Genomic DNA, 15,764 nt, shown 5'->3' on the forward strand with positions numbered 1-15,764 from the left:
GACCCCACAGTTCAATCGGCCTTTTCCTGGAAAAGGCCGACCCTGAGGTCGGTAGCCTTGTAGATCGTTTCGCCGTCGGACTTCATCCAGCCGTCGGCAATGCCGAGGACCAGCCGGCCGCGCATCACCCGCTTGAAGTCGATGCCGTATTCGACCAGCTTGGTCTTCGGCGTCACCATGCCCGTGAACTTGACTTCACCAGTCGAAAGGGCGCGACCCTTGCCGGGCTCGCCGAGCCAGCCGAGGAAGAAGCCGGTCAATTGCCACATGGCGTCGAGGCCGAGGCAGCCCGGCATCACCGGATCGCCCATGAAGTGGCACGGGAAGAACCAGAGGTCCGGGGTGATGTCGAACTCGGCGCGCACATAGCCTTTGTCGTGGGGGCCGCCGGTTTCCGAAATCTCGGTGATGCGGTTGAACATCAGCATCGGCGGCAGCGGCAGCTGCGCATTGCCGGGGCCAAACATTTCGCCTCGGCCGCAGGTCAGGATTTCCTCATAGCTGAAGCTGGATTGCCTGGTGGTCATGAATGGTTGCTTCCCCGAGTTCTCAAGTGTTCTCCGACCTGCTTTAGAGCAAGTTCGGCCGGAATTGAAGCGCAGCCCGTCCTGATGGCTGCCGGTTGCAGTTTCTCACGTTCTTCCAAGTAGGGCGACATGCGGGCGGAAAAAGTTGTCCGTCAGTCTTTCCTCGCGCCGCTCCCCATGGCGATGGCGTTCCGCCGTCGCTTACAGTATGTATGTGGCCTCGACCAGAGTTAAATGCCAGCCTTCCCCCGCTTTAGACGGATTTTCAGGCCTTTGCGGCGGCTTCCCGGGCCGGAATCTATTGAAAGCCGCGGCGCCAGAAGTTATATCGCAAGCTGATACTCCATAAACTTGGCAGGAATATCGGAACGGCTGCGCATGACGAAAGCAACGGAAATGTCTTCGCAGGAGAGGCTGCGCAATTCGGGACTGCGCCCGACCCGGCAGCGGATGGCGCTCGCCGATCTGATTTTCGCCAAGGGCGACCGCCATCTGACGGTCGAGGAATTGCACGAGGAAGCGGTCGAGGCCGGTGTCCCGGTGTCGCTCGCGACCGTCTACAACACGCTGCATCAGTTCACCGAAGCCGGCATGATCCGCGTTCTCGCCGTCGAGAGCGCCAAGACCTATTTCGACACGAATGTCTCGGATCACCATCATTTCTTCATCGAGGGCCAGAACGAGGTCCTCGATATTCCGGTGAGCAACATCCAGATCGGCAATCTCCCGGAGCCGCCGGAAGGCATGGAGATCTCCCATGTCGACGTCGTGGTCCGGCTGCGCCGCAAGACGCAGCGCTAACTGCAGCGCCGTGCGTCTGTTCAGACGCACAAAGGACGCTGGAAACACTAAATAATTACATCACCTCGTCCGGATCCCGGCCCGGCCCGGCCTTGCCGGTCGGCAGCGTCCAGCCGTATCGAATCGCCCCGCCGCGCACCGCAAAGGCAGCGGCGACACCAAGCGCCGAGCTCGCAGCAAGTGGCAGGCCGGCGAGCGTCGCCAGCACGAAGGCGCCGGCGCCGACAAGCGCCGCGGTGACGTAGATTTCCGGCCGCAACAGCACCGACGGCTCGCCGGCCAAGAGATCGCGCAGGATGCCGCCGAAGGTCGCCGTCAGCATGCCCGTCACTATCGCGACAGTCGGCGAGCCGGTCGCCGCCAGCCCCTTAGCCGCGCCCATCACGCAATAGGCCGAAAGCCCGACCGCATCGAGCCAGACGAGCATCCGGTAGCGCGACTCGAAACGGTGCGAGGTCAGGAACACCAGCAGCCCGGCGCAAGCGCAAACGATCAGATAGGCCGGGTTGAGCACCCAGAAAACCGGGGTCGCGCCGAGGACCACGTCGCGCATGGTGCCGCCGCCGATGCCGGTGACGGATGCCAGGAACAGGTAGCCGATGATGTCGAGCTGCTTGCGCGAGGCCGAAAGCGCGCCGGTCGCGGCAAAGACGGCGACACCGGCATAGTCGAGGATTTCGAGGATCGGCATGAAGGCTCCGCTTGCGACTGCGTTGATCCGGGATCGACGCTTTCCGAGATCATTAGCGTAGCGCCGAAAATAAGTCAGCGGGCTGCTCTGTCATTCAGTGCCACACTCGGTGCTTGAGCCTCACCCTAGCCCTCTCCAAAACGGGGAGAGGGGACTGGGGCCCGCTGCTAGTCCACTTCGCCCCGGGGGCGGGGAGAAGCGGCCGGCAGGCCGGATGAGGGGCCAATCGCCTGGGCACGGTGTCCCGTGACGGCCTATTGCGGCAGCAGCGTTTGCGTCCGGCCGAGGAGATAATAGGCAGCAAGCCCGGTCCATTCCTTGGCGGCGGTCGTCGCCAGTTGCGCGTTGAGCGAGGGCTGGGTGAAATCGAAGCCGAGCCGCACCTTGCCATCCGTCCGGTAGTCCGCCGCCCAGGGAACGACCTCAAGGCCGTTCGAGCGGAAGAGGCCGACCGAACGCGGCATGTGGTAGGCCGAGGTGACCAGCGCGCATCGTTCGAGCCGGTTGGCCGCGAGCAGATCCTTCGTGTAGCGCGCGTTCTCGAACGTCGTGCGCGAGGCTTCCTCGCGGATCACCCGATCGGCGGCGATCCCGAACGCCTCGAAGAAGCCTCGCGAGGCACGCGCATCGCCCTCATAGGCACCGCTCAAGGAGCCGTCGCCGCCCGAAACAAGGATGCGCGCCGAAGGATAAGCCTTGGCGAGGCGGACCGTCTCGACGAAGCGATCCGCCGCCTGGTTGAACTCCATGCCACCGCGGCTTGCGATCACCACATTCTCGAAGGCACCGCCCAGCACGATGATGCAGGAAACCTCCGAGGGAGGCGGCGATGGGCGGGGAAAGCGGTCCTCGAGGATCTGCAGGAAATAGGGGCCGGCGGTGGTGAAGAGGCTGAGGAACAGCACCGCGAGGCCAAGCGAGGCGAGAATGCCGCCGCTGCGTCGCAAGCGGGCGAGCATCATCAGCACGCCGACGAGCAGGCTCAGGAAGGCGAGGGACATCGGCTGGGCGACGAGCCAGAAGATTTTCGAGATGACGAACATGCAGATTGCTCTTCAGCTCGCCTGGTTAAGATTTTGTGAACTCGATCGTCAGTGACAGGTGTCGCGACGCAAAGATCGGGGCTTCCGATGCTCCATCAAACCGAAAATACGAGGGATTTGGTGGAGCTAAGCGGGATCGAACCGCTGACCTCTTGCATGCCATGCAAGCGCTCTCCCAGCTGAGCTATAGCCCCATCAAGGGTCCGGCAGTGCCGGTTCCGGGAACCGTCGGGATTTGTGCCCGGCGAGTGGCGGCTTATTACTTCTGCTTTTGGCAGATGGCAAGCCGAAAATTGAAGGCCGGTGCGATTTTATCTTTTCTTCCGGCCGTCCGCCCGGCCGCCGCATAGTCGCGCGGCCGGAGCGGCTTTTATCCGTCTTTTGAGGCTCTTAGACGTCTTCGTCTTCGTCCGAGACGCCGATGAGGTCGCTCATGTCGTCGTCATCGTCTTCGTCATCGGCCTCGAGGAAGGTGTCGTCGTCGTCGCCGTCGATCTCGACTTCGTCATCGCCGAGATCCGGCAGTTCGTCGCCGCCCGATGTCTCCTCGTCGGCATCCTCGAGCGAAACGAGTTCGACTTCGGTGTTCTCTGCATCGACTTCCGTGACGTCTTCCTCCTCCTCCTTCTCGAGCACCTTGGCGACCGAGGTCTCCTCGAAGAAGGACAGCGGATAGGACTTGCCGGTATAAGGGGAGACGATCGGGTCACGGTTCAGATCGTAGAATTTGCGCCCCGTTTCCGGGTCGATGCGCTTTGTTCCAAGTTCCGGTTTTGCCACAGTCAAAGCCTCTTGAATGGCCGGGCGAGCCGGCTCTTGCCGGTAGGCCGGCGGGTGGAAAGGTATCAAGCTGATGATGATTAGCCGGTCCCCATAATCGTCTTGGTGTCGTCTGTCAAAGACAAACTTCCGCGGCAAACTTCGCTGCAGGGCGGGGCGCATTTTCTTCGTGGGGGAGGATGACCCCTTTTGCTCTTTATGTTAGGGAGCCCGCAACACCGGCGGTCCTCGTTCAACCCCCAAGCAGCGCTTGATCCTTGGCCGCCGCCGAGCCGGATTGACAGAGGTAAAACATCATGTCCCATGGCCTGAGCCCGCGGCCCGCCACCGCAAAGAAGTCTGCCGATCTCAAGGGCACGGTCCGCATTCCGGGCGACAAGTCGATCTCGCATCGCTCCTTCATGTTCGGCGGGCTTGCAGCCGGCGAGACGCGCATCACCGGCCTGCTCGAGGGCGAGGACGTCATCAATACCGGCAAGGCCATGCAGGCGATGGGCGCCAAGATCCGCAAGGAGGGCGACACCTGGATCATCAACGGCGTCGGCAATGGCGCCCTGCTGGCGCCGGAAGCGCCGCTCGATTTCGGCAATGCCGGCACCGGCTGCCGGCTGACCATGGGTCTGGTCGGCGTCTATGACTTCGATTCCACCTTCATCGGCGACGCCTCGCTGACCAAGCGCCCGATGGGTCGCGTGCTCGATCCGCTGCGCGAAATGGGCGTCCAGGTGAAGTCGGCCGACGGCGACCGTCTGCCGGTGACGCTGCGCGGGCCGAAGACGCCTAACCCGATCACCTATCGCGTGCCGATGGCCTCTGCCCAGGTGAAATCCGCCGTGCTGCTCGCCGGCCTCAACACGCCCGGCATCACCACCGTCATCGAGCCGGTGTTGACCCGCGATCATACCGAAAAGATGCTGCAGGGTTTCGGCGCCAACCTGACGGTGGAGACCGATCCGCAAGACGTGCGCACCATCCGCCTCGAAGGTCGCGGCAAGCTCACCGGCCAGGTGATCGACGTGCCGGGCGATCCGTCCTCCACCGCCTTCCCGCTGGTAGCGGCGCTGATCGTTCCGGGCTCGGAGATCACCATCTTGAACGTGCTGATGAACCCGACCCGCACCGGCCTGATCCTGACGCTGCAGGAAATGGGCGCCGATATCGACGTCATGAACGAGCGCCTCGCCGGCGGCGAGGACGTCGCCGATCTCCGCGTCCGCTACTCGGAGCTCAAGGGCGTCACCGTGCCGGAGGAGCGCGCCCCGTCGATGATCGACGAATATCCGGTGCTGGCCGTCGCCGCTGCCTTTGCCGAAGGCGCAACCGTGATGAACGGGCTCGACGAGTTGCGTGTCAAGGAATCGGACCGCCTTTCGGCCGTCGCCGACGGACTGAAGCTCAACGGCGTCGATTGCGACGAGGGCGAAGCCTCGCTCGTCGTGCGCGGCCGCCCGGGCGGCAAGGGCCTCGGCAATGCTGCCGGTGGCCAGGTGAAAACCCATCTCGACCACCGCATCGCCATGAGCTTCCTCGTCATGGGGCTGGCCTCCGAGCATCCCGTAACGGTCGACGACGCGTCGATGATCGCCACCAGCTTCCCGGAGTTCATGGATCTGATGACCGGGCTCGGCGCGAAGATCGAGTGACCAACTTAATCGGACAGCGGTCGCGCGGAGCCGAATCTTTGCAAAGGCGAGATCGCATGGGATCGGCGGCCTAATCTGGCTCCTTTCGCCTTCATCTCGGGCATTTAATGGAAGAAGCAAAGGGCTCCGAGCCGTCGCCCGAGAGCGACGGCTCATTCGTTACTGCGTGCCGCCCGATGGGGCCTGCTGCGTGCCCTGTCCTTCTGTGGGAGCGGGTTGTGTGGTTTGCCCGCCTTCGGGCGCCTGTTGCGTTCCCTGTCCGCCAGCCGGCGTTTCGATGGTCGGGGCGTTGACATTCACATCGGTGTCACCGCCGCCACCAGCGCCGTCGAACAGATCGCCACCAAAGAGGAACAAGGCGCCGACGACAAGCAGAACTAAAACTATAGCGACGGCCCAGGCGCCACCGCTACCAGTATTCACTACTGTTGGTCCTCTATCAGCCATTTAATTTCTCCCTATTCTTCATTCTGTGGCAAAACTCACAGGAGTGATTTAGGTTCCACCAAGAACAAGGACGGCAAAGCGCTGCGAAATGAGCCTGTGAATGGTTTGAAAACCGCAGTTAAAGAATTTGACGCAAAATAATGTTGGTGTTCTTCAACCGAATGGAAGAATTCCCCCTACTGTTTGCCCACTACGCAAGTTGGATGTCGTTCTGGATGATGCCGCTGGTCGTCAGCGCTTTACCCGCGGCGGTAGGGCTGTCGGCGACCCCATACACTACAGGACTGGCCCGCGAACCGTAAAATATCGGATGATCGTGGATTCTCCATCGATTTTGATCTAACAGGCCCGCAGGAAAGATCGCAGGACCAAGTATGATCACCATCGCCATCGACGGGCCGGCAGCCGCCGGCAAGGGGACGCTTTCGCGCCGGATCGCCGAGGAGTACGGCTTCCACCATCTCGATACCGGGCTCACCTACCGCGCCACCGCCAAGGCGCTTCTCGATGCCGGGCTGCCGCTCGACGACGAGGCGGTAGCGGAGAAGATGGCGCGCGAGGTCGAGCTTGCCGGCCTCGATCGCTCCGTGCTGTCGGCGCACGTGATCGGCGAGGCGGCCTCCAAGATTGCCGTCATGCCGGCGGTGCGGCGGGCGCTGGTCGAGGCGCAGCGGGGTTTTTCGCAAAAGGAGCCGGGCACCGTGCTCGACGGGCGCGACATCGGCACCGTCGTCTGCCCGGATGCGGCGGTGAAACTCTATGTCACGGCCTCGCCGGAGGTGCGGGCGAAACGGCGCTATGACGAGATCATCTCCGGCGGCGGGACGGCCGATTATGCGGCGATCTTCGAGGACGTGAAGAAGCGCGATGCGCGCGATATGGGCCGGGCCGACAGCCCGCTTCGGCCGGCCGCCGACGCGCACTTGCTTGACACGTCTGAAATGAGTATAGAGGCGGCATTCCAGGCGGCGAAGACGCTGATCGACGCTGTCCTGAAAGAAAAGATTTGAAGAAAGGCTCTGCTTCGGCCCCGGCCGGACGCGCTTTCCTCGATAAGCCTGAAATTCCGTCCATGCGCCGGATTGCCCTTCAGTAGGGGCGGACTGGGTTCAGGCCCGTTTAACACCAGCCCCCGGCGCATATGCGTCTCCGGCAGGAGATGCAGCAGGAGATTATATGTCTGCAACTACCCCCACCCGTGATGATTTTGCCGCACTTCTCGAAGAGTCCTTCGCCAAGACGGACCTCGCCGAAGGCTATGTCGCCAAGGGCGTCGTCACGGCCATCGAAAAGGACGTCGCCATCGTCGACGTCGGTCTGAAGGTCGAAGGCCGCGTTCCGCTGAAGGAATTCGGCGCCAAGGCCAAGGACGGCTCGCTCAAGGTCGGCGACGAAGTCGAAGTCTATGTCGAGCGTATCGAAAACGCGCTCGGCGAAGCGGTTCTGTCGCGCGAGAAGGCTCGCCGCGAAGAGAGCTGGATGCGCCTGGAAGTGAAGTTCGAAGCCGGCGAACGCGTCGAAGGCATCATCTTCAACCAGGTTAAGGGCGGCTTCACCGTCGATCTCGACGGCGCCGTAGCCTTCCTGCCGCGTTCGCAGGTCGACATCCGTCCGATCCGCGACGTAACCCCGCTCATGCACAACCCGCAGCCCTTCGAAATCCTCAAGATGGACAAGCGCCGCGGCAACATCGTGGTTTCGCGCCGCACGGTTCTCGAAGAGTCGCGCGCCGAGCAGCGTTCTGAAATCGTTCAGAACCTTGAGGAAGGCCAGGTTGTCGAAGGCGTCGTCAAGAACATCACCGATTACGGTGCGTTCGTCGACCTCGGCGGAATCGACGGTCTGCTGCACGTCACCGACATGGCATGGCGCCGCGTCAACCATCCGTCGGAGATCCTGAGCATCGGCCAGCAGGTCAAGGTTCAGATCATCCGCATCAACCAGGAAACCCACCGTATCTCGCTCGGCATGAAGCAACTCGAGTCCGATCCGTGGGATGGCATCGGTGCGAAGTATCCGGTCGGCAAGAAGATCACCGGTACGGTTACGAACATCACCGATTACGGTGCGTTCGTCGAGCTGGAGCCGGGCATCGAAGGCCTGATCCACATCTCCGAAATGTCCTGGACCAAGAAGAACGTCCATCCCGGCAAGATCCTGTCCACCAGCCAGGAAGTCGACGTGGTCGTTCTCGAAGTCGATCCGACCAAGCGTCGTATCTCGCTCGGCCTCAAGCAGACGCTCGAGAACCCGTGGCAGGCATTCGCGCATAGCCACCCGGCTGGCACCGAAGTCGAAGGCGAAGTCAAGAACAAGACCGAATTCGGCCTGTTCATCGGCCTCGACGGCGATGTCGACGGCATGGTCCACCTCTCCGACCTCGACTGGAACCGTCCGGGCGAGCAGGTCATCGAGGAATTCAACAAGGGCGATGTCGTCCGTGCTGTCGTTCTCGATGTGGACGTCGACAAGGAGCGCATCTCGCTCGGCATCAAGCAGCTCGGCAAGGATGCCGTCGGTGAAGCTGCCGCTTCCGGCGAACTGCGCAAGAACGCCGTCGTTTCGGCCGAAGTCATCGCAGTCAACGACGGCGGTATCGAAGTGAAGCTCGTCAATCACGAAGACATCACTGCGTTCATCCGCCGCGCCGATCTGTCGCGTGACCGTGACGAACAGCGTCCGGAGCGCTTCTCGGTTGGTCAGGTTGTCGACGCCCGCGTCACCAACTTCTCCAAGAAGGATCGCAAGATCCAGCTGTCGATCAAGGCTCTGGAAATCGCGGAAGAGAAGGAAGCCGTCGCTCAGTTCGGCTCGTCCGACTCGGGTGCATCGCTCGGCGACATCCTGGGCGCAGCGCTGAAGAACCGCCAGAGCAACGAGTAATCGTTGTCAGGCTTGAAATGACGAGCCCGCGGAGAGCGATCTCCGCGGGCTTTTTCGTGGCGGGGCGGAGATCCGCCCGTGCGAGGTAGGTCGCGGAGATGTCCGAGTTCTCTCGAGCAAGGAGTGCCGTTAGAGCGCTCAGACCAGGCCGCCGAGTTTTCTGTAGAGGTCATAGGCATCGCTCGCCTCCGGTTCGGCCCCATTGTCGCCGTCGCTTTCGGGATCCTGCCCGTCCTTCTGCTCTTCCCCGTCCTCCGACTCCGTGCCGCCGTCGCCGTCGCCGCGCGGGTAACCGCCGGACCTGTCGTGCTCGCCATCCGCTTCCTCTTGGGCCGGTAAATAGGGCACCATTGCGAAGGGAATGATCTCCGGCAGCCCGCTTTCAACGAGGAGGGCGATGGCCTGTTGCATGGCGAATTCCTCGCCGGCCGGCGCTTGCCGTTGAGCGGATGGCGGGCCGCCGGAGGGCGTCTCCGTCTTTTCCGCCACGGTCGGTTCGGCGATGGGCTCGGTGCCCATGCTAGCACTGTCCGGCCGCGGTCCGCCCGGCAGGCGCTCGTGCGGAGCAGGCGGCGCCCGGGTCGGCTCGGGTTCTCGCTCGCCGGCCCTCGCCACCAACGCTTGGCGCTCTTCCGCCACGATGTCCGGCAGATCGAGGCTGCCTTCCAGCAGCGCCTCGGCGGCCTCGTCGAGCGGGGACTCCGGGAGGGCCTCCGGTGGAGTCGGGGCCTCGGCCGGCTGCCGGGCGTCGTTCCCGTTGGCACCGGTCGGCCCATAGGTGCCGTCCGCCTCGAAAGCGTCGGCTTCCACGGCAGTGCCTTGCTTGCTGGCCGCTTCCGCTTCGCCAAAAGTCCGGTTTGGCCTTTCGTCGGGCGCCGCGACCTCCGGTTGGTGGCCGGCCGCTGCGCCACCTTCGAAGCGTGGCGGCAAGGCCTCGTCTCCGGTCTGAGCAGCCAAAGTGTCCGCCGGTGCCGGCGGCATCGCCTCCGCCGCCGCGACGCCCTCTGCGGCCCCGCCCGACGCCGTGGGCGCAGCAATATCGCCATTGCTGATCGGGGTTGGCGTGTGCCGTGCGGTTGGGGTCGATCCTCGGTCGGGCGCCGGCTCCGCCGTCTCGCCGGGCTCAGGCGCTTGCGGCGCGTCTTCGAGGGGCAGCGCGGCGGACGCTCCGTCATCATCTGCGCCGAATGTTTTCCTCAGTATCGCCTGCAGCAGCGCCGGGTCGCCTGACAGGGGCGTTTGGGCTGCAGCAAAGTGCGGCGACACCGGCAGCTGCAGCGGCAGGTTGCGGATTCCCGGTTGGCCGGCGGGCAGGGGCGTGGTGGGGTTTCCGGGCCCTGCCGATGGCCCGCTTTGCGTCAGGGCCGCCAGGAGGCGCGCGAGGCCGCCGCCGCCAAGCTGCCTCTCGATCGCCAGACGTTGCGGGAGCGGCAGGGACTCCACGACCTCGACCAGACGCCGAAGGAAGGCGCGGCCGGTCTCCTGCGGCAGCGGCGGAAATTTGAGAACGCGGGCAAGATCCTCGATGAGCCGCACCAGCGCGTCGCGGGGAAGAACCTCCTTGCCGGAAAGGTGACGGCCAAGCGTATCGAGCAGCTTCTGGATCGCCTCGGCGCGCTGGCCGGCCGGCGGCAAGGCGCGTCGGACGATCTGGACGATATCGTCGCCGGGGGTGCTTGCGTTCCTGATCGTGCCAATCGGTATCGGCATCCTCGTCTCCAATTGCGTGCGGCGGCGGAGCCGCGCTCGCCATCGAACGTCCTTGCTGCTGGAGGGCGCCTCATGCGCGTAGCGGCCAATGGGCCGGGCCCGCCGCGGCCTGGCCGCCGGCATGGGACTTGGGCATGATCACCAAGAATAGGGTAAAGAAGTTTAAGAAATCTTAACCATGACCGCCGCGGCAGCAACACGGGAGCGCGTTCTCCGCGGGCCTCATGCACCCGATCATATGTTCGATGCTTCGACCTTGCGGGAAGGCCGCTGCGAGTCCATCCTGTCGAAGCTAGCCTCGATGGAGCTGCCGATGACATTCCGTCCGCCGCAATCGCTGCGCCGTTTCGATGCCGGAAGCGGTGTGAACGTGCTCGAATACGAGCTCATGGCCGAGCGTGCCGATGCGCTCGGGCGCCACGGCCTCAAGGTCGAAAAGGCGATTGCAGCCCTGAACGGCTTCGATCGGGAAAAAGGCCAGCCGGAGGAGCGCCGACGGCTTCTCGACGAGGCGGCCGACGCCGTCTGGGCCTTCTTTATCCAGCGCGAAATCTGCGGCCTGCGCGACAGCCGTGACGCGGTGCGCCGCTACGGCATTCCAAAGGAAGTCATGGCGCGGCTCGGCATTGTAAGAAAACGATAGACCGAGCTTCCGCAACGCCGGACGCAGGCAGTCTACCCTCGCCCCAGCTTCAGCAATCAAGGAGGCCCGGCGGAAGCCGCCGCGCCTCGTTTAAGCGAAGCCTTACCAACCCCGGACGACGCCCCCATAGAAACCAGGTCGGTAGTACCGATGGCCGGGGCGATAGTAGCGGTACGGATAGTAACCCGGATAATAGCCCGGGCCGTAATAGCGGGTCCCGTAATAATACCGGTTCCCGTAGTAGCGGCGTGGGTAGTATCCGGCGCCCGGCCCGAAATAGAAGCTGATGCCGGCCCTGCGATACCCGTGCCCGTAGCCGGGATAGTATCCGCGCCGGCCGCCGTAGTAGCCACCGCGCCAGCGCGGATAATAGCCCTGGCCATAGTATCCACGGTGGGTAGCGCTCTGGACATCCGCAGGTGCCTTGATCTCTATATCCAGCGCCGGCTGCGGCATGGCCTGGGCAGGCGCAACAGGGGGAACCATGGAGGCGGCCGCCAGCACGCAGCTCATAACGAAATTCCGAAATCCCGTCATTTTCTCCTCACTTTCCGAAAGACGTGCTTTCCGGTTTATCCCTTCTCCACAGACCTTTGTTTTCGTTGATTATTGCATGACGTCGGGGCGCGTGTACGCCTACTCAGCCGCCGGATTTCCGCGCCCGTCAGTCGTCACAAGAAGCATGCGCCTCTGCGGTGCTCATGTCACTGAAATTCTTGCCCTATCGTTGTGGCGTTGCAACGCCGGGGCCGATCGCGGAAGGCGGGGCCAACGCAGCGGCGCTGCTCCCGGTCGCTTTTTCGCGTCCAAGCGGGAAATCTTCAAAATGCCTGTTGACACTTCGCCCCCGGCCTTTTACATGCCGGTCCGTCGCCCAGATGGCGGAATTGGTAGACGCGCAGGTTTCAGGTACCTGTGCCGCGAGGCGTGGAGGTTCGAGTCCTCTTCTGGGCACCATTCCCTTTAAAGAAATGCATCAAAAGTCCGGTTTTCCGGGTTTTTTGCGTTTTCTGGACGTGTGATCGGCGCGGGCCGAGCTCGCCTCTATGCCGCCGTGCCCGTCTGCTCGCCAGCCTGCTGTTCGGCGATCGCGGCGGCCGCCAGCACTTCGTAGATTTCCAAGGCGCTGGCTCTTCCTTTCGCCTGGGCGGAGCCGAGCGGACGGAAGGCGATAGCGTCGCTGCATTGCGCCACCACGGCGCCGCTCGCCAGAGTCGTGGTGCCGTAGTCCTTGTTCATGCCCTCGAGCCGCGAGGCGACGTTCACCGTGTCGCCCATGGCGGTGTATTGCAGGCGTTCCTTCGCGCCGACGCTGCCGACCACCGCCGTGCCGGTATGGATGCCGAACCGGGTGCGAAATTCCGGCAGGCCTCTCTCCTTCTGTTGCGCATTGAAGGTGCCAAGGCGTTCCTCGACGGCGAGCGCGCAGCGACAGGCGTGTTCGGCGTGGTGCGGGTCGGACACCGGTGCGTTCCACATGGCGAAGACAGAGTCGCCGTGGAACTGGATGATGGTGCCCTCATGGGCGGCGACCACCTCGCTGAAGATGTCGAAATATTCCGACAGCATCGCGACCACCGCCTCCGGCGAGTGGTGCTCGCTGATGGTGGTGAAGTCGTAGATATCGGAAAACAGCGCCGTCACCTCCTGGCGCCAGCCGGCGCGGCCGGTGAACTGACCGGATTCGATGCCCTTGCGCACCAGTTCACGCGGCACATAGAGCGCGAAGGTGAAGATGGCATCGCGCGCCTTGTTCATCGCACTGTTGAGGGTCGAGATTTCCGTGACATTCGAGGGCACGTCGATCGGCGTGGTGAAATCGAGCTCCTGCAGCCGGTTGGCGCTGGCGGTGAGTTGGTTGAGCGACTTTGTGATGAGATGCGCGAGCACCAGCGAGAACAGGACGGCCAGCACGACCACCGAACCCGAGATTGCCAGGCTCTGGACAAGCGCATCGTTGGCGGCCGCCATCAACTCGTCGAGCGGCGCGGCGACGACCACCCGGTGCCCCGCCAGCAGCTGCGCCGATCCGAGCGGCGCCACCATGACCAGATAGGTGCGGCCGCCGACATCGACAAAGCTCGCCTTGCCTGGTGCTGGCGGGTTGCGCCGAGTGCTTTCGATGAGCGGATCGGGCTCGGGCACCGCAACCGGCGCGGTGTTATCCTTCGTGGCGAGGATGCGGTTCATCGCCGTCGGGTCGGAATGGATGATGGGCCTCCCGACGGCGTCGAGCACGAGAGACACCGAGTCGCCCGTCAGCCGTTCGCGGGACAGGAAGTCGGTGATCGTGTCGAGCACTACGTCGGCACCGATGACGATCCGCGGGTTGCCGCGATGGGCCTGCGAAATCGTCATGCCGAGCTTGCCGGTCGTCGCCGTCTCGTAAGGGCCGGTCGCCACCGGCGCCTTGCCGTTGACGGCGGCGCGGTACCACGGGCGCATTCGCGGATCATAGCCGGTCGGGGCCACGCGGCGTTCGGAGAACTGCAGGCCGCTTGCATCGAGGAAAAGGACCCGGTCGACGGGCTTTCCCTGGTCGTCTCGCTCGATCGAACGCACCGCGAGCGTCGCCCCTCGTGGCGCGTCGAGCGCCATTCGCCAGGCTGCCGAACGAAGATCGACCACATGGAAGAAGGCGCCTCCCGGATAGCCGACATAGACGCCATCGATATGGGGCGAGCGGATGATACCTTCGCGCAGCATGGCCACCTTGTCGCTCATCCGCTGCGGCGGCGGCAGCAGAAAGGCATTGGCGACGGACGCGACGAGGCTGACGAGGGCCGATGTATCTCCGGAAAGCGCGCCGAGCCGATCGACGAGACGGTCGACGAAAGCCCCCATATGGGCTTCGGCATTCTGGATCGCCGCGTTGCGGGCGCGGCGGTAATCCAGCCCCACGAGGGTGCCGGAAACGACAACGAGGACAGCGATCATGACGAGGCTCAGCAGCGACCGCAGCGTCCAGGTCTCGGGACGCTTTTTCTTCTCTGAGCCGCGCATGTTTCCCTGCCCCTATGCGGATTGGCTATATTGATCTTGCCGCTATCGTGCTGCCTAGCATAGGGCCGTTTATTGCCGTGTCAGCAGGCCGGCGTCAATTGACGCTGATCGGCCGCGACCGCATCCGCGCCACTGTCTCCCGTTCCGCCCGCTTGCAGCGCATCGGCGGCAGGTCGCGGTCCATCAGTTCCATGTCCTCGAGCACCATCTCGCCCATCTTCTTGAAGGCCGAATCGAGCGCGCCGGCGCGGTGCGCCGACCGCAGGAAGCCGGCAAGCCGCCGCACCGGATGGCCGAGCGGCAGCGGTTCCTCGGGGAAGACGTCGCTCGCTGCGACGATCCGGCCGGCTTCGACCGCAGCGATCAGCGCATCGAAATCGACGACGCCGGCGCGGCTGAGCAGGATGAGGGCCGCTCCGGAGCGCATTTTCGCTAAGGCCTCGGCACCGAGAAAACCTTCGTTCTCGCTGGTGACTGCGGCGACGACAAAGACGAAATCGCTGCTCGAAAGCACCGTCTCGAGCGATGCCGGCTCCACCCCGGCGTCGCGCAGAATGGAACCGGGCAGCCACGGATCGTAGACGCGTATCCTGGCGCGAAAGCCGGAAAGCACCCGGTTCAGCGCCTTCCCCAGATCGCCGAAGCCGACGATGCCGACTTCCGAGCCGGAGAGAAGCCGCGCCGTCTGGTTGCCTTCGCCGCCCCAGAGCTCGCGTCCCTCGCGGAAGGCGAGCTCGGCATCGACGATACCGCGGGCGAGATTGAGCGCCATGGCAAGCCCCAGCTCGGCCACCGGCTCGGCGAAGACCTGGCCGGTCGTCACGACATGGATGCCGCGGTGGAAAAGCACCTCGTAGGGCATGTTGTTGAGGAGATTGCTTTCGACATTGAGAATGGCGCGCAGCCGCGGCATGCGCTGGAGCGTCCGCTCATCCAGCGGCGGCTGGCCGATGATGTAGCGGACCTCGGCAAGCGTCGCGTCGTCAAGCCCGGCGATGTTCTCCGGGTCGGCTTCGACGACCCGATACCGCCCGTGGAGTGCGTCCAGCGCTTCCCGACTGAAAATCAGCTCGAGCGTGCGCGGCGCCGGCGCGCTGATGACGAGCGGTCGGGTCGTTTCAGGCATCGTCTTTCCTCCATTCCTCGTCGGCAAAATTCAGCCGCGGCGTTCTCGACCTTATCGCGGAAAGCGGCCGCTTCGAACAGAGTTCCGCGGCCTAGCCTCCTCAATAGTTCAGGCCCCGCTTCTGCCGTTCGAGCGATGGCGGCAGCCGCCCGCTCTGGAAGACCGGACCGTCGCCCTTGCGGCATCGGTAGATGGTGTCGTAGCGGGGCCGGCCATGGGAAGACTCGAAGGGCGAATAGCGGTCGATGAAGACTTGCTCGCAGACCGTGCTCTCGCCATCCTGCAGCGGGTTGAGCGGCCGCACGCCGGGAAGGTCTCGAAAGCTCTGCGCGAAGTTGAGGCGCGCCTCGCCCGCCAGGCCGGTGTTGGCGGAGAGGCTCAGCATCAGGGCGGCCAAGGTAAGCGACAGCGAGGAACGGAACGAAGTCATGCCGGTGAACTTTCGGGAGGACGGCGGCGAGACGCCG

The 15,764-nt window shown here is 63.9% G+C and carries 15 protein-coding genes and 2 tRNA genes; 6 read left to right on the plus strand and 11 right to left on the minus strand.

The window, feature by feature from the left end:
• Positions 1-11: 11 nt before the first annotated feature.
• Entirely contained in the window at positions 12-527 is a 516-nt protein-coding gene (gene fabA, locus CO676_RS00525; RefSeq protein WP_014766692.1) for a 3-hydroxyacyl-[acyl-carrier-protein] dehydratase FabA, read from the minus strand.
• Between the two features lie 378 nt (positions 528-905).
• Between fabA and irrA the strand changes: the two genes are divergently transcribed.
• Entirely contained in the window at positions 906-1,328 is a 423-nt protein-coding gene (gene irrA, locus CO676_RS00530; RefSeq protein ID WP_014766693.1) for an iron response transcriptional regulator IrrA, read from the plus strand.
• A gap of 55 nt (positions 1,329-1,383) precedes the next feature.
• Here irrA and CO676_RS00535 read toward each other — a convergent pair whose 3' ends face one another.
• The 4 genes from CO676_RS00535 to CO676_RS00550 form a co-directional block, all read right to left on the minus strand.
• Positions 1,384-2,019 carry a trimeric intracellular cation channel family protein gene (locus CO676_RS00535; protein WP_097519309.1) on the minus strand — a complete coding sequence of 212 codons (636 nt, stop codon included), beginning with the start codon at positions 2,017-2,019 and terminating at the stop codon, positions 1,384-1,386.
• A 254-nt stretch (positions 2,020-2,273) separates the two neighbouring features.
• Positions 2,274-3,062: a YdcF family protein gene (locus CO676_RS00540; RefSeq protein WP_097519310.1), complete on the minus strand. Its 789-nt coding sequence runs from the start codon at positions 3,060-3,062 to the stop codon at positions 2,274-2,276.
• Positions 3,063-3,180: 118 nt separating this feature from the next.
• A tRNA-Ala gene (locus tag CO676_RS00545) sits at positions 3,181-3,256 on the minus strand.
• 196 nt (positions 3,257-3,452) lie between these two features.
• Positions 3,453-3,842: a TIGR02300 family protein gene (locus CO676_RS00550; RefSeq protein ID WP_041414845.1), complete on the minus strand. Its 390-nt coding sequence runs from the start codon at positions 3,840-3,842 to the stop codon at positions 3,453-3,455.
• A gap of 296 nt (positions 3,843-4,138) precedes the next feature.
• Here CO676_RS00550 and aroA point away from each other — a divergent pair, with 296 nt between their 5' ends.
• Positions 4,139-5,485: a 3-phosphoshikimate 1-carboxyvinyltransferase gene (gene aroA / locus CO676_RS00555; RefSeq protein WP_097519311.1), complete on the plus strand. Its 1,347-nt coding sequence runs from the start codon at positions 4,139-4,141 to the stop codon at positions 5,483-5,485.
• Positions 5,486-5,644: 159 nt separating this feature from the next.
• Here the strand turns inward: aroA and CO676_RS00560 are convergent, their stop codons facing one another.
• Positions 5,645-5,932, minus strand: coding sequence for a hypothetical protein (locus CO676_RS00560; RefSeq protein ID WP_080605719.1), 288 nt, complete (start codon positions 5,930-5,932; stop codon positions 5,645-5,647).
• Positions 5,933-6,306: 374 nt separating this feature from the next.
• On the opposite strand from CO676_RS00560, the gene cmk reads away from it, so the two are divergent.
• Together cmk and rpsA are read left to right on the plus strand one after the other, a co-directional pair.
• A complete protein-coding gene (gene cmk, locus CO676_RS00565; RefSeq protein ID WP_014766699.1) occupies positions 6,307-6,942 on the plus strand; it encodes a (d)CMP kinase in 636 nt (211 codons plus the stop codon).
• Positions 6,943-7,108: 166 nt separating this feature from the next.
• The gene (gene rpsA, locus CO676_RS00570; RefSeq protein ID WP_014766700.1) at positions 7,109-8,815 is read left to right on the plus strand and encodes a 30S ribosomal protein S1; all 1,707 of its coding nucleotides are present in this window, start codon (positions 7,109-7,111) and stop codon (positions 8,813-8,815) included.
• 138 nt (positions 8,816-8,953) lie between these two features.
• On the opposite strand, the gene CO676_RS00575 is transcribed toward rpsA, so the two are convergent.
• On the minus strand, positions 8,954-10,525 hold the full coding sequence (locus CO676_RS00575) for a hypothetical protein (RefSeq protein WP_097519312.1): 1,572 nt from the start codon (positions 10,523-10,525) through the stop codon (positions 8,954-8,956).
• Positions 10,526-10,838: 313 nt separating this feature from the next.
• Between CO676_RS00575 and CO676_RS00580 the strand changes: the two genes are divergently transcribed.
• The gene (locus CO676_RS00580; RefSeq protein ID WP_097519525.1) at positions 10,839-11,168 is read left to right on the plus strand and encodes a DUF6665 family protein; all 330 of its coding nucleotides are present in this window, start codon (positions 10,839-10,841) and stop codon (positions 11,166-11,168) included.
• A gap of 102 nt (positions 11,169-11,270) precedes the next feature.
• On the opposite strand, the gene CO676_RS00585 is transcribed toward CO676_RS00580, so the two are convergent.
• Entirely contained in the window at positions 11,271-11,705 is a 435-nt protein-coding gene (locus CO676_RS00585; protein WP_097519313.1) for a hypothetical protein, read from the minus strand.
• A 335-nt stretch (positions 11,706-12,040) separates the two neighbouring features.
• On the opposite strand from CO676_RS00585, the gene CO676_RS00590 reads away from it, so the two are divergent.
• A tRNA-Leu gene (locus CO676_RS00590) sits at positions 12,041-12,125 on the plus strand.
• A gap of 87 nt (positions 12,126-12,212) precedes the next feature.
• Here CO676_RS00590 and CO676_RS00595 read toward each other — a convergent pair.
• The 3 genes from CO676_RS00595 to CO676_RS00605 all read right to left on the minus strand — a co-directional run bounded on the left by CO676_RS00595 (position 12,213) and on the right by CO676_RS00605 (position 15,727).
• Positions 12,213-14,171, minus strand: a complete 1,959-nt coding sequence (locus CO676_RS00595; RefSeq protein ID WP_097519314.1) for an adenylate/guanylate cyclase domain-containing protein — start codon at positions 14,169-14,171, stop codon at positions 12,213-12,215.
• Positions 14,172-14,265: 94 nt separating this feature from the next.
• Positions 14,266-15,297, minus strand: a complete 1,032-nt coding sequence (locus tag CO676_RS00600; RefSeq protein WP_097519315.1) for a hydroxyacid dehydrogenase — start codon at positions 15,295-15,297, stop codon at positions 14,266-14,268.
• Positions 15,298-15,397: 100 nt separating this feature from the next.
• Positions 15,398-15,727, minus strand: coding sequence for a hypothetical protein (locus tag CO676_RS00605; protein ID WP_097519316.1), 330 nt, complete (start codon positions 15,725-15,727; stop codon positions 15,398-15,400).
• Positions 15,728-15,764 lie beyond the last annotated feature (37 nt).

It is taken from the genome of Sinorhizobium sp. BJ1, from assembly GCF_002531555.1.
GTDB classification, from domain to species: domain Bacteria; phylum Pseudomonadota; class Alphaproteobacteria; order Rhizobiales; family Rhizobiaceae; genus Sinorhizobium; species Sinorhizobium fredii_B.